This is a genomic window from Herbaspirillum sp. 3R11, assembly GCF_004563925.1.
Taxonomy (GTDB): Bacteria; Pseudomonadota; Gammaproteobacteria; order Burkholderiales; family Burkholderiaceae_D; genus Herbaspirillum.
On the sequence record NZ_SPNJ01000001.1, the window covers coordinates 1,681,617 to 1,694,578 of the forward strand.

Sequence of the window (12,962 nt, forward strand, 5' to 3'; positions counted from 1 at the left end):
TCTAAAACCAACTTGTAACAGTGTTCGGAAACGTGAATTTATACGCGAATTTATACGTGTACCAATGTGCCTTCATCCTCGCCAAGCACCACGCGTTTGAGCGCACCCGGCTTGATGATGGAAAAGACCTTGATCGGCAACTTCTGGTCGCGGCACAGCGCGAATGCGGTGGCGTCCATGACTTGCAGGTGCTTGGAAATCGCTTCGTCGAAGGTGATCGTGCTGTAGCGGGTGGCTGCAGGATCCTTCTTCGGATCGGCGGTATAGACGCCGTCGACCTTGGTTGCCTTCAGGACGATCTGGGCGCCGATTTCCGAGCCGCGCAACGCCGCTGCAGTATCGGTGGTGAAGAACGGGTTGCCGGTGCCGGCGGCAAATACCACGATCTTGCCTTCTTCGAGGTATTGCAACGCCTTGGGGCGAACGTAGGGCTCGACCACCTGTTCAATGGCGATAGCCGACATGACGCGGGCCGTGAGACCGGCCTGGCGCATGGCATCGGCCAGCGCAAGCGAATTCATGACTGTCGCCAGCATGCCCATGTAGTCGGCCGTGGCGCGGTCCATGCCCTGCGCTCCCGGCGCGACGCCGCGGAAGATGTTGCCGCCACCGATTACGATCGCCAGTTCAACGCCCATTTGGGTTACTTCCGCCACGTCGGCGACCATGCGCTCGATGGTGGCTCGGTTGATGCCGTAGGCATCGTCGCCCATGAGGGCTTCGCCGGAAAGTTTGAGGAGTACGCGCTTGTAAGCTGGTGTCGTCATGTGCTGGGCTCCGTTTGCTATCCGATTGACTTGTAATTCCGTGCGTCCTGTACTTCACGCTGCGCTGCACAACCTGAGGCGTGGTGCGGCGTTGCGGCAAGGACGCCATTGTATGCTGCCGTACTCTGCTGCCGGGACTTGGTTACATGTTGAAATGCCTGAGCGATCATGGCCAGACAGATCTTATCCAAAGTCTCCGAAACCCGTCGAAAGTTCCGACGGGCTTAAAAAAACGGGCCTCTCGGCCCGCTTCCTTGTTGCTTACTGCGCTTGCTTGGCGGCAGCAACCTGGGCTGCCACCTCGGCTGCGAAGTCATCCTGTTTCTTCTCGATGCCTTCACCAACCACAAACATGCTGAACGACTTGACGGTAGTATTCGCCGCCTTGAGCATTTGTTCAACGGTTTGCTTGTCGTTTTTCACGAACGATTGATTGAACAGCGACACTTCCTTCAGGTACTTCTGCACCGAACCGTCAACCATCTTGGCGACGATGTCAGCAGGCTTGCCGGATTCAGCAGCCTTCAGGGACGCAACCGAACGCTCTTTTTCGATCAGGTCGGCAGGCACCTGATCCGACGACAGCGCAACCGGCTTCATCGCAGCGATGTGCATGGCGACGTCCTTGCCGACTTGTTCGTCAGCGCCGTCGAATTCGACGACCACACCGATGCGCGTACCGTGCAGGTAGGACACCAGCTTGCCGGTTGTTTCAAAGCGCTGGAAGCGACGGATCGACATGTTTTCGCCGATGCGACCGATCAGTTCGGTACGTGTTTCTTCAACAGTCTTCTCGCCCAGCGGCAGTGCAGCCAATGCGGCCAGATCAGCAGGATTCTTTTCTGCGATCACTTTGGCGACAGCGTTTGCCAGAGTGATGAATTCGTCGTTCTTGGTGACGAAGTCGGTTTCACAGTTGATTTCCACCAGGGCGCCAACGCCGCCGGCGATGTAAGTTGCGACAACGCCTTCCGAAGTGATGCGGGAAGAAGCCTTGGAGGCCTTGCTGCCCAGTTTCACACGCAGGATTTCTTCAGCGCGGACCATGTCGCCTTCGGCTTCGGTCAGTGCCTTCTTGCATTCCATCATCGGCGCGTCGGTCTTCGCGCGCAGTTCGCCTACCAGTGCTGCGGTAATTGCCGCCATATGTTTCTCCTAACTAAGTTGACATGCCGTCATCAAAACGTCACATCGAAAATTCAATCAATTTACTCAAAAAAAAGGGGCGAACTGCGCTAACTCTCGCTGTTACCCCTTTTCTTGTCGCCCGCGGATGCATCTCCACGGGCGCTGCAGGCAAATTAAGCCTGTTCGTTCACTTCAACGAATTCGTCGCCACCGTTCTTGACGGCTTCAACAACTTCGTTCACCGCATTTTCACGGCCTTCCAGGATCGCGTCAGCAACACCGCGAGCGTACAGAGCGATTGCCTTGGCGGAATCGTCGTTACCCGGGATGATGTAAGTCACGCCTTCTGGCGAGTGGTTGGTATCGACCACGCCGATGACCGGGATACCCAGCTTGGCGGCTTCAGTGATGGCGCCCTTGTGGTAGCCGACGTCGATCACGAAGATGGCGTCAGGAATGCCGCCCATATCCTTGATACCGCCGATTGCCTTTTGCAGCTTTTCTTGTTCGCGGCTGAACAGCAGTGCTTCTTTCTTGCTCAGCTTTTCGTTGGAACCGTCAGCGATGGACGCTTCCATGTCCTTCAGACGCTTGATCGATGTCTTGATGGTCTTGAAGTTGGTCAGCATGCCGCCCAACCAGCGCTGGTCGACGTAAGGAACGCCTGCACGTTGTGCTTCAGCTGCAATGGTGTCGCGTGCTTGACGCTTGGTGCCGACAAACAGGATAGTGCCGCGGTTGGACGACAGTTGGCGCACGTACTTCAGCGCTTCCTGATACATGCCCAGGGTCTTTTCCAGGTTGACGATATGAATCTTGTTGCGATGACCGAAGATAAACGGGGCCATCTTTGGGTTCCAGAAGCGTGTTTGGTGACCGAAGTGGACACCTGCTTCCAGCATTTCGCGCATAGTTACGGACATAAATTTCTCCAGGGTTAGGTCTGGAATCCATTCGGCCATCCGGGAGGACAGATCAACTGCTGCCCGGACACCCTTTGCGAACGGATTCGCGATTCAAATTTAACTACTTATTTCAACAAGGCAAGATTTGCGTCAATCGGCGTAAAACAGCCGCCCATCACTGCAAAAAACCGCCTTCCAACCTGAGTGACTCAAGTTAGCCGAGCATTCTACCTCATCCGGAGAATCCATTCAAGCGCCGAAAGCATTGTTTTCATTAGCTTTTGCCTGCGCCGCACGTCCAATCCGCGCCGACAGAACCGCCTGCCCTCGTCTATAATCTCTACTTAACGATTTTTAGCGAATTGCGACAAACTTTATGGGCTCCATCTCCATCAAAACCGCCGAAGATATTGAAGGCATGCGCGTGGCCGGCAAACTGGCCGCCGAAGTGCTCGATTACATCGCGCCTTTCGTCAAGGCCGGCACTACTACCGGCGAACTGGACCGCCTGTGCCACGAGTACATGACCAATGTGCAAGGCACCATCCCGGCCCCGCTGAATTACTGCCCGCCGGGCTATACACCTTACCCGAAGGCAATCTGCACCTCGCTCAACGACATCATCTGTCACGGCATCCCGGGCGACAAGGTCATGAAGAACGGCGACGTCCTGAACATCGACATCACCGTGATCAAGAACGGCTACCACGGCGACACCAGCCGCATGTTCTTCATCGGTGAACCATCGATCCTGGCGCGCCGCCTGACTGAGATCACCTATGAATGCATGTGGCTGGGCATTTCCAAGATCAAGGCGGGCGCGCATCTGGGCGATATCGGCCATGTAATCCAACAGCATGCGGAAAAAGCCGGTTACAGCGTGGTGCGCGAGTTCTGCGGCCACGGCATCGGGACGGTCTTCCACGAAGAACCGCAAGTGCTGCACTACGGCCGCCCCGGCACGCTGGAAAAGCTCGAAGCGGGCATGATTTTCACGGTCGAACCGATGATCAACGCCGGACGCCGCGAAATCCGCGAAATGGGCGACGGCTGGACCATCAAGACCAAGGATCGCAGCCTGTCGGCGCAATGGGAACACACTGTGCTGGTGACCGAAACCGGTTTCGAAGTGCTGACGGTATCGCCCGGCATGCCGGCGCCCCCGGCCTTCATCCAGCAAGCGGCCCCTGCCCTTGCTTGATTTTTGATCTCTGATCTGCCTGATCCATTGACCGGATTTCTATGCCTTCCCTTGCCGTCACACTGAAAAAACAGCTCAAAGCATCTCGCCTGGAAGCCATTGAGGCCTTCCAGGCGGACGGCAAGACCGACCATCTGTTGACACAATTGCGCCGCAACGTCGACGCTGCGCTCACCGAAGCCTGGGACAAATGCGACCTGCCGCGCGACATCGCATTAGTGGCAGTCGGCGGCTACGGCCGCGGCGAACTGTTTCCGCATTCCGACGTCGACGTTTTGATCCTGCTCGACGAATCGCCCGGCAAGGCCATGCAGGAAAAGCTGGAATCGCTGGTGCAGCTATTCTGGGACATCGGCCTTGAAATCGGCCACAGCATTCGCACCATCGACGAATGCATGACCGAATCGGCCGCCGATATCACGGTGCAGACCAGCCTGCTGGAAGCGCGCCTGGTGACCGGCAACAAGACGCTGTTCCAGTTGCTGCAGGCGAAATGCCAGGCGGCCATGGATCCCCGCGCCTTCTTCCTGGCCAAGACCCTGGAACTGCGCCAGCGCCACGTCAAATACGAAGATACTCCCTACAGCCTGGAGCCGAACTGCAAGGAAAGCCCGGGCGGCCTGCGCGACCTGCAGGTCATCCTTTGGGTCGCCAAGGCGGCCGGCCTGGGCGACTCCTGGAACAAACTCGCGCAGCGTGGCCTGCTGACCGCGACCGAAGCGCGCCAGCTGACGCAAAAGGAGCGCGCCTTCAAGGACATCCGCATCCGCCTGCACATCTACACCAACCGACGCGAAGACCGCCTGGTGTTTGATATCCAGACGCCGATCGCCGAGAGCTTCGGCTTCAAGAGCACCGATACGCGTCGCGCCAGCGAATACCTGATGCAGCGCTATTACTGGGCCGCCAAGGCGGTCACCCAGCTCAACACCATCCTGTTGCAGAACATCGAAGCGCAACTGTTCCCGCAGGACGTCATCCCGCAAAAGCTCAACGAGCGCTTCAACGAACTCAACGGCTTTCTCGACATCGCCCACGACAACGTCTTCGAAGACACGCCGTCGGCCATGCTGGAGGTTTTCCTGGTGCTGGCCCAGCATCAGGAACTCAAGAACATGTCGGCGCGCACCATGCGTGCGCTGTGGCACGCGCGCTTCAAGATCGACAATGCGTTCCGCGCCGATCCTGCCAACCACGCCCTGTTCATGCAGATCCTGCAAGGCAAGCGCGGCATCATGCACGCGCTGCGCGGGATGAACCAGACCAGCGTGCTGGGGCGCTACCTGCCCAACTTCCGCCGTATCGTCGGCCAGATGCAGCACGACCTGTTCCACGTTTATACGGTCGACCAGCACATCCTGATGGTGGTGCGCAATGTGCGCCGCTTCACGATGAGCGAACACGCGCATGAATATCCGTTCTGCAGCCAGCTCATGGCCAACTTCGCGCAGCCGTGGATCCTGTATGTGGCGGCGCTGTTCCATGATATCGCCAAGGGCCGTGGCGGCGATCATTCCAAACTGGGCATGGCCGATGCACGCCAGTTCTGCGTGCAGCACGGCATCTCGGAAGCCAACACCGAGCTTGTGGTGTTCCTGGTCGAGCATCACCTGACCATGTCGCAAGTGGCGCAAAAGCAGGACTTGTCGGACCCCGATGTGATCCAGCAATTCGCTGACTCGGTCAAGGATGAACGCCACCTGACCGCGCTGTACTTGCTCACCGTGGCCGACATCCGCGGCACCAGCCCGAAGGTCTGGAACGCCTGGAAAGGCAAGCTGCTGGAAGACCTGTATCGCATGACCCTGCGCGTGCTGGGCGGCGAAGCGCCCTCGGCCGACCGCGAACTCAAGAACACCCAGCAGGAAGCGATCAAGACGCTGCGCCTGTACGGCCTGCCGGCCGATGCCCACGAAAACTTCTGGCGCCAGCTCGACGTCGCCTACTTCCTGCGCCTCGATGCCTCCGACATCGCTTGGCAGACGCGCTCGTTCTACGACAAGATGGACAGCAAGGTGCCGCTCGTCAAATGTCGCCTGGCGCCGATCGGCGAAGGCGTGCAGGTCGCCGTATATACGCCCGACCAGCCTGATCTGTTTGCACGCATCTGCAGCTATTTCGACGAAAAGAATTTCAGCATTCTCGACGCCAAGATCCACACCACCAAGACCAATTACGCACTCGACGCCTTCCTGATCAGCGCGCCGGTGTTCGCCAAGAATTATCGCGACATCATCAACCTGATCGAGCATGAGCTGGCGCACCTGCTGCAATCCGACAGTCCGTTGCCGACGCCGGCGAAGGGACGCTTGTCGCGCCTGTCACGCACCTTTCCGATCAATCCGTCGGTCGACCTGCGTCCGGATGAACGCGGCCAGTATTACCTGCTGTCGGTGTCTGCAAACGATCGCAACGGCCTGCTCTACACAATCTCCAACATCCTCGCCAAGTACAAGATCAACCTGCACACGGCCAAGGTGATGACGCTCGGCGAACGGGTCGAAGACGTGTTCCTGGTCGACGGTGCGGCACTCAATCATCCGCGCAACCAGATCATGTTGGAAACCGACTTGCTCAAGGCGCTGCGTATTTAGCGCGCACCGACCGCCGCTTCCTCCGCTTTTATTTAACCCGATTTTCACCTAGCTTATTCATCATGACTGAACCAGTACGCCTGTCCAAACGCATGTCCGAACTCGGCCTCTGTTCGCGCCGGGAGGCCGACGAATGGATAGAAAAAGGCTGGGTCCGCGTTGACGGTATTGTGGTTTCCGTACTCGGTAGCAAAGTACTGCCGCACCAGCGCGTAAGTGTGGAACGCCAGGCCGCTGCGGAACAATCCAAGCGCGTCACCATCCTGATCAACAAACCGATGGGCTTCGTCAGCGGCCAGGCCGAAGACGGCTACAAACCGGCAGTCGCGCTGGTGGAAGCCGCCACGCGCTGGAAGGAAGACCAGGTCGACACGCAATTCCATCCGACGCAACTGCGCAGCCTGGTGCCGGCCGGTCGCCTGGACATCGACTCGGTCGGTTTGCTGGTGCTGACGCAGGACGGCCGCATCGCCAAGCAGCTGATTGGCGAAGACACCAGCGTCGACAAGGAATACCTGGTGCGCGTGCAATACACCAAACCGGGCAAGCTGCCGGACAGTGATCTCAAGCGTCTCAACCACGGTCTGTCGCTGGACGGCAAGGCGCTCAAGCCGGCCAAGGTGCGCTGGCAAAACGACGATCAGCTCAGTTTCATTCTCAATGAAGGCAAGAAGCGCCAGATCCGTCGCATGTGCGAACTGGTCGGATTGCGCGTCGTCGGCCTCAAGCGCGTGCGCATCGGCGGCGTCAAGCTCGGCGATTTGCCGACGGGAGAATGGCGTTACCTGCGTCCTGACGAGCAATTCTGAAGAACTCCGAGACATAAAAAAACGGCTGCAACCATTACGGAAGCAGCCGTTTTTTATTGCCCGCCGACTTTACAGGAAGCGGTCCAGAATCTTGCGGCCGTGCTTGTCCAGCGCCTTGGTGTCGCGGATCAGGAACTGGATGCCGTGACTGTCGGCGATCAGCAACGCCGAGTTGGGCAGGCGGCGGATATCTTCTTCGCCCTTGAGGGTGAATGAGGTATTGCCACGATTGGTTTCCACTTCCCAGACGCTCGGGGTAGCGAAGCTGGAGACACCGATGATGCGACTGATCTGCGGCATGAATTCGCGCGCGGCCAGTTCTTCTTCGATGACGGTCCGGAGTTCGGCCGAGATGTCCGACCATTGATCTATCCAGGCCAGCTCATGCCCGTCGGCGCTGACCAGGGCAATGCCTTCATCAGGCGCGCCGATCGGAAAAGCGCGCACGGGAATCGCTCCTTCATGCGCAACGCCTTCCGCATCGACAAAGACCAGGCGGCCGAAATCATTCCGGTGCAAGGTGAAATTATGGGCGGCGCCAGTATGCGTGGTCATCATTCCTCGTCCTTCTCTTCGCTGCCCGACACCTCGGCTTCGGGATTACGGGCCTGCGCCTGATACAACCGGTAGTATGCGCCCTGCTTTGCCATCAATTCTTCATGCGGTCCGACTTCGACCACCTGGCCACGGTCGAGCACCACCAGGCGATCGGCCTTGCGCAGCGTCGACAAACGGTGCGCAATCGCGATTGTGGTGCGGCCTTGCACGAGGTTGTCGAGCGCCTTCTGGATTTCCTTTTCGGTGGTCGTATCGACCGACGATGTGGCTTCGTCGAGAATCAGGAAACGCGGATCGATCAGCAGCGCACGCGCAATCGAAATGCGCTGGCGCTCGCCGCCCGACAACGCCTGGCCGCGCTCACCAACCAGCGAATCGTAGCCCTGCGGCAGGCGCAGGATGAATTCATGCGCATGCGCGGCGCGCGCGGCCGCGATGATCTCGGCGCGGGTCGCCTCGGGCTTGCCGTAGGCGATGTTCTCGGCAATCGTGCCGAAGAACAGGAACGGCTCCTGCAGCACCAGGCCGATATTGCGGCGATATTCGGAAATCGGCAGCGAGCGGATGTCGACGCCGTCGATGCGGATCGAGCCTTCCGAGACGTCATAGAAACGGCAGATCAGATTGACCATGGTGCTCTTGCCGGAACCGCTGTGACCGACCAGGCCGATCATCTCACCTGGCGCAATCGACAGATCGACGCCGCGCATGACCGAGCGATTGCCGTAGCGGAAACCGACGTTGCGCAGTTCGATGGCGCCCTTCACTTTTTCGATATGTACCGGATTGGCCGGCTCGGGTACGCTCGACACGTGGTCGAGAATGTCGAAGATCCGCTTGGCGCCGGCAGCGGCCTTTTGCGTAACCGACACGATGCGGCTCATTGAATCCAGGCGCGTGTAGAAACGGCTGATGTACGCCAGGAAGGCGGTCAGCACACCGACCGTGATCTGGTTATGCGAAACCTGCCAGATGCCAAAGACCCAGACCACCAGCAGACCGATTTCGGTCAGCATGGTCACGGTCGGCGTGAACAGCGACCATATCTTGTTGACGCGGTCGTTGACCACCAGGTTGTGGCGATTGGCTTCCTTGAAGCGGGCCGCTTCACGCTTTTCCTGGGCAAAGGCCTTGACGACGCGGATGCCGGGGATGGTGTCGGCCAGCACGTTGGTCACTTCCGACCAGATGCGGTCGATCTTTTCGAAGCCGTGGCGCAGGCGATCCCGCACCACGTGAATCATCCAGGCAATGAACGGCAACGGCAGCAAGGTCACCAGCGCCAGCCACGGATTGATCGAAATCAGAATTGCGGCCGTCATGATGATCATCAGGACGTCGATGATGAAGTCCAGCAGATGCAGCGACAGGAACACGCAGATGCGGTCGGTCTCGGAACCGATGCGCGCCATCAGGTCGCCGGTACGCTTGCCACCGAAGTATTCCTGCGACAACCGCAGCAGATGTTCATAAGTCGAGGTGCGCAGATCGGCGCCGATGCGCTCGCTCACCAGCGCGAGGATGTAGGTGCGGCCCCAGCCAAGTATCCAGGCCACCATGGCGGAACCCAGCAAGCCGCTCAGGTACAGACCGGCCAGGTGAGAATCCAGCGGCGCGCCGTTCTGGAACGGAATCAGCACATTGTCCATCAGCGGCATCGTCATGTACGGCGGCACCAGCGTCGCGGCGGTGGACGCCAGCGTCAGCAGGAAACCCAGCAGCAAGGACCCCTTGTACGGTTTGGCGAAGCGCGTCAGGCGGAACAGCGCCCAGGTCGACGGCGGCGCTTCCTTGGCTTCCGGGCAGATGGCGCAGGTTTCCTGGCCCTGCGGGATCGGCGCCTTGCATTGCGGACAGACGTCCAGCTCCTCCTCCACCGCAGCCTGGCCGGATGCCTGGGCGTCGCGCTGCTGGTCGAACTGGTTGATCAGGCGCAGCGCCTGCGGGTTTTGCGCCAGCGTGTAACGCCAGAGAGCCAGCCTTGATTGGCCGTCTTGCAACTCGAGGCTGCCGACACCGGCGTGGTCATGGTGCTTCAGTGTCAGCCCGGCGCGGTATTCCCAGGCGGTCCAGCCCTTGGTTTCACTGTTTCTGGCGAGCAGGCGACGGTCAGTCGCGACAATCAGACCGCGGCTGAATTTCAGCGCGGCGTCGAGGTCGAGTTCTAGCCAGGTGACGATCTTTTCTTCGGGCGCCAGCTGGGCTTGCGCTTCCGCGCGCCACGGCGCGGGCAAATTGGAGGAGCTTGGGATGAGGGATTCTCTATTCATCTGAACGGCATGTTTGTCCTGTGCGGACAGTGAGGAATGGTTTTGCTGGCAACTTTTTGCCGACAATCTATGCCGCGCATATTATATCGCAAGGGTTTGCCACCCCGACAACGCGCGGAGCCCCTCCTGCGATGACAAACAAAGCGCCGGTTTGGTCCCGAACCCTGACGATTTCCTGATTTTTTTGCATGCAAGACCGCAAACAGTCTGAGACAATATCGTTACATATTGTGACTACCGGCAACTTATGGGAAGGGGCTTGGACAAATATGGAACGAAGAACAAGAAAATCCTGCAAAAACACGCGCAGGCCGATGGTAGCGCTCGCATTTTGTTGATGTGAAGTAAACCAATTGGCGCTTAATGCGTTATTTACGCTGAGTCATACTTGAATTGCGCTTGAATCATGCCTGGATCGACAGAACGCACAACGCTTAGCGGCACAACTGCCTACTCATGAAAAATATAGAATTTCTCCGTATCCTCCCGCTGCACGGCCCCAATATCTGGACCTATCGCCCTGCGCTGGAGGTCTGGATCGACATCGGAGAACTGGAAGACTTTCCGTCGAACATCATTCCCGGCTTCAATGAACGCCTGACCAGCTGGCTGCCTTCGCTGGTCGAACACCGCTGCAGCTACGGCGAACGCGGCGGTTTCCTGCAGCGCCTGAAAGAAGGCACCTGGCCCGGCCACATCATGGAACACGTCACGCTCGAGCTGCAAAACCTGGCCGGCCTGCCCGGCGGTTTCGGCAAGGCGCGTGAAACCTCGACCCGCGGCGTCTATAAAGTCGTCGTCCGCGCCCGCCACGAACAAGTCACCCGCGCCGCCCTGTACGCCGGCCGCGACCTGGTCATGGCCGCGATCGAAGACAAGCCTTTCGACGTTGATGCCACCATCGAAAAGCTGCGCGACATGGTCGATTCACTGTGTCTCGGCCCCAGCACCGCCTGCATCGTGGACGCCGCCGACGAGCGCCGCATTCCGTCGATCCGCCTGTCCGAAGGCAACCTGGTCCAACTTGGCCACGGCTGCAAGCAGCGCCGCATCTGGACCGCAGAAACCGACCAGACCAGCGCCATCGCCGAAAGCATCTCGCGCGACAAGGACCTGACCAAGACCTTGTTGCAATCCTGCGGCGTCGCCATTCCCGAAGGCCGCATCGTCGACAGCCCGGCCGATGCCTGGGAAGCCGCCGAAGACATCGGCCTGCCGGTGGTCGTCAAGCCGTCCGACGCCAACCACGGCCGCGGCGTCTTCATTGACCTCAATACCCAAGCTGAAGTTGAAACCGCCTATAAAGCGGCGCTCGAAGAAGGCAGCAGCGTGCTGGTCGAACGCTTCATCCGCGGCAACGAACATCGTCTGCTGATCGTCGGCGGCAAGCTCGCTGCTGCAGCGCGCGGCGAACCTATCTTCGTCGTCGGCGACGGCGTCTCGACCATCTCGCAACTGATCGACGTGGTCAACATGGATCCGCGCCGTGGCGATCTGGAGGAACATCCGCTGAATCCGGTCATCCTCGACCGCGAGCCGGCGGCGCGTCTGGAACTGGAACGCCAGGGCCTGACTGCGGACTCCGTACCGCCAAACGGCAAGAAGGTCTTGTTGCTCCGCAATGGCAACGTTGCTATTGACGTCACCGATCAGGTCCACCCAAGTGTCGCTGCAACAGCAGCACTGGCGGCGCGCGTGGTCGGCCTCGACATCGCCGGCGTCGACCTGGTAGCGGAAGATATCTCCCGCCCGCTCGCCGAACAGCGCGCGGCCATCGTTGAAGTCAACGCGGGCCCCGGCCTGCTGATGCATCTGAAACCGTCCGAAGGCACGCCGCGCCCGGTCGGTCAGGCTATCGTCGAACACCTGTTCAAGCCGGAAGACACCGGCCGCATCCCTATCGTCGGCATCACCGGCACCCACGGCAAGACCACCATCGCCCGCCTGGTCGCACGCATCATCGACCTCAGCGGCAAACATGTCGGCCTGGCGTGCGGCGACGGCCTGTACCTCGGCCAGCGTCTCGTTGAAAAAGGCAATCGCGCCAACTGGGGCGCCGCGCACCGCATATTGCTCAACCGCGCCGTTGAAGCCGCCGTATTTGAAAACGGCAGCGTCTCGATCCTCTCCGAAGGCCTGGCCTACGACCGCTGCCAGGTTGGCGTGGTCACCAACATCGATCCGGCCGACAGCCTGCCCGAGTACTACATCGACAATGCCGAGCAACTGGCCACCAAGGTCAAGCGCACGCAGGTCGACGTCGTGCTGCCGGACGGCGTCGCCGTGCTCAACGCCGAAGATCCGCTGGTCGCCGACATGGCCGGCCTGTGCGACGGCGAAGTGATTTTCTTCGCGGTCGACAGCCAGGCGCCGGTCATGACCGAACACCTGAAGCAAGGCAAGCGCGGCGTCTTCGTACGCAACGGCGATGTCATCCAGGCCACCGGCGACAAGGAAGTCCGCGTCAGCACCGTGACCGCGATCCCGATTACCGGCGGCGGCGCGGTCGGCTTCCAGATCGAGAACGTCCTGGCTGCAGTCGCGGCAACCTGGGCATTGGGCATCACGGCCGACCTGATCCGCGCGGGCATCGAATTATTCGGTACCGAACAAGCGGAAGAGCAAGGCAAGAAGCGCAAGGCGCAGTCGGCCTGAAGCGCGGCTTTTAAAGCAGACCGTTTCAAAGCAGCCCAAAGCAAGGCCGGACTCCGGTCAAGAAACTTAAAACAG

The 12,962-nt window shown here is 59.6% G+C and carries 9 protein-coding genes; 4 read left to right on the forward strand and 5 right to left on the reverse strand.

Annotated elements, in window-relative coordinates; all coding sequences use genetic code 11:
• Positions 1-50: 50 nt before the first annotated feature.
• The 3 genes from pyrH to rpsB form a co-directional block, all read right to left on the reverse strand.
• Positions 51-767 (reverse strand): UMP kinase, encoded by a 717-nt coding sequence (gene pyrH / locus E4P32_RS07745; RefSeq protein ID WP_116432509.1) that lies wholly within the window; start codon positions 765-767, stop codon positions 51-53.
• Between the two features lie 261 nt (positions 768-1,028).
• Positions 1,029-1,913, reverse strand: a complete 885-nt coding sequence (gene tsf / locus E4P32_RS07750) for a translation elongation factor Ts (RefSeq protein WP_116432508.1) — start codon at positions 1,911-1,913, stop codon at positions 1,029-1,031.
• A 155-nt stretch (positions 1,914-2,068) separates the two neighbouring features.
• Positions 2,069-2,818, reverse strand: coding sequence for a 30S ribosomal protein S2 (gene rpsB, locus E4P32_RS07755; RefSeq protein WP_016832597.1), 750 nt, complete (start codon positions 2,816-2,818; stop codon positions 2,069-2,071).
• 358 nt (positions 2,819-3,176) lie between these two features.
• Here rpsB and map point away from each other — a divergent pair, with 358 nt between their 5' ends.
• The 3 genes from map (at position 3,177) to E4P32_RS07770 (ending at position 7,404) form a co-directional block, all read left to right on the forward strand.
• Positions 3,177-4,001, forward strand: a complete 825-nt coding sequence (gene map / locus E4P32_RS07760; protein ID WP_116432507.1) for a type I methionyl aminopeptidase — start codon at positions 3,177-3,179, stop codon at positions 3,999-4,001.
• A gap of 41 nt (positions 4,002-4,042) precedes the next feature.
• Entirely contained in the window at positions 4,043-6,595 is a 2,553-nt protein-coding gene (locus tag E4P32_RS07765; protein ID WP_116432506.1) for a [protein-PII] uridylyltransferase, read from the forward strand.
• 62 nt (positions 6,596-6,657) lie between these two features.
• The gene (locus tag E4P32_RS07770) at positions 6,658-7,404 is read left to right on the forward strand and encodes a pseudouridine synthase (protein WP_116432505.1); all 747 of its coding nucleotides are present in this window, start codon (positions 6,658-6,660) and stop codon (positions 7,402-7,404) included.
• A 69-nt stretch (positions 7,405-7,473) separates the two neighbouring features.
• On the opposite strand, the gene E4P32_RS07775 is transcribed toward E4P32_RS07770, so the two are convergent.
• Both E4P32_RS07775 and E4P32_RS07780 read right to left on the reverse strand, forming a co-directional pair.
• Complete coding sequence (locus E4P32_RS07775) at positions 7,474-7,959, reverse strand: DUF1854 domain-containing protein (RefSeq protein WP_116433842.1); 486 nt, start codon at positions 7,957-7,959, stop codon at positions 7,474-7,476.
• Positions 7,959-10,232, reverse strand: a complete 2,274-nt coding sequence (locus E4P32_RS07780) for an ABC transporter ATP-binding protein (RefSeq protein ID WP_116432504.1) — start codon at positions 10,230-10,232, stop codon at positions 7,959-7,961. The genes E4P32_RS07775 and E4P32_RS07780 overlap by 1 nt, the downstream gene beginning before the upstream one ends.
• Before the next feature lie 456 nt (positions 10,233-10,688).
• Between E4P32_RS07780 and cphA the strand changes: the two genes are divergently transcribed.
• Positions 10,689-12,887: a cyanophycin synthetase gene (cphA, locus tag E4P32_RS07785; RefSeq protein ID WP_116432503.1), complete on the forward strand. Its 2,199-nt coding sequence runs from the start codon at positions 10,689-10,691 to the stop codon at positions 12,885-12,887.
• Positions 12,888-12,962: the final 75 nt, after the last annotated feature.

Excerpts from the sequence above, each read along its gene's own strand:
- pyrH (WP_116432509.1), bottom strand. The coding sequence starts at position 767 with ATGACGACACCAGCTTACAAGCGCGTACTCCTCAAACTTTCCGGCGAA.
- tsf (WP_116432508.1), bottom strand. The coding sequence starts at position 1,913 with ATGGCGGCAATTACCGCAGCACTGGTAGGCGAACTGCGCGCGAAGACC.
- E4P32_RS07765 (WP_116432506.1), top strand. The coding sequence starts at position 4,043 with ATGCCTTCCCTTGCCGTCACACTGAAAAAACAGCTCAAAGCATCTCGC.
- map (WP_116432507.1), top strand. The coding sequence starts at position 3,177 with ATGGGCTCCATCTCCATCAAAACCGCCGAAGATATTGAAGGCATGCGC.
- rpsB (WP_016832597.1), bottom strand. The coding sequence starts at position 2,818 with ATGTCCGTAACTATGCGCGAAATGCTGGAAGCAGGTGTCCACTTCGGT.
- E4P32_RS07780 (WP_116432504.1), bottom strand. The coding sequence starts at position 10,232 with ATGAATAGAGAATCCCTCATCCCAAGCTCCTCCAATTTGCCCGCGCCG.
- cphA (WP_116432503.1), top strand. The coding sequence starts at position 10,689 with ATGAAAAATATAGAATTTCTCCGTATCCTCCCGCTGCACGGCCCCAAT.
- E4P32_RS07770 (WP_116432505.1), top strand. The coding sequence starts at position 6,658 with ATGACTGAACCAGTACGCCTGTCCAAACGCATGTCCGAACTCGGCCTC.
- E4P32_RS07775 (WP_116433842.1), bottom strand. The coding sequence starts at position 7,959 with ATGACCACGCATACTGGCGCCGCCCATAATTTCACCTTGCACCGGAAT.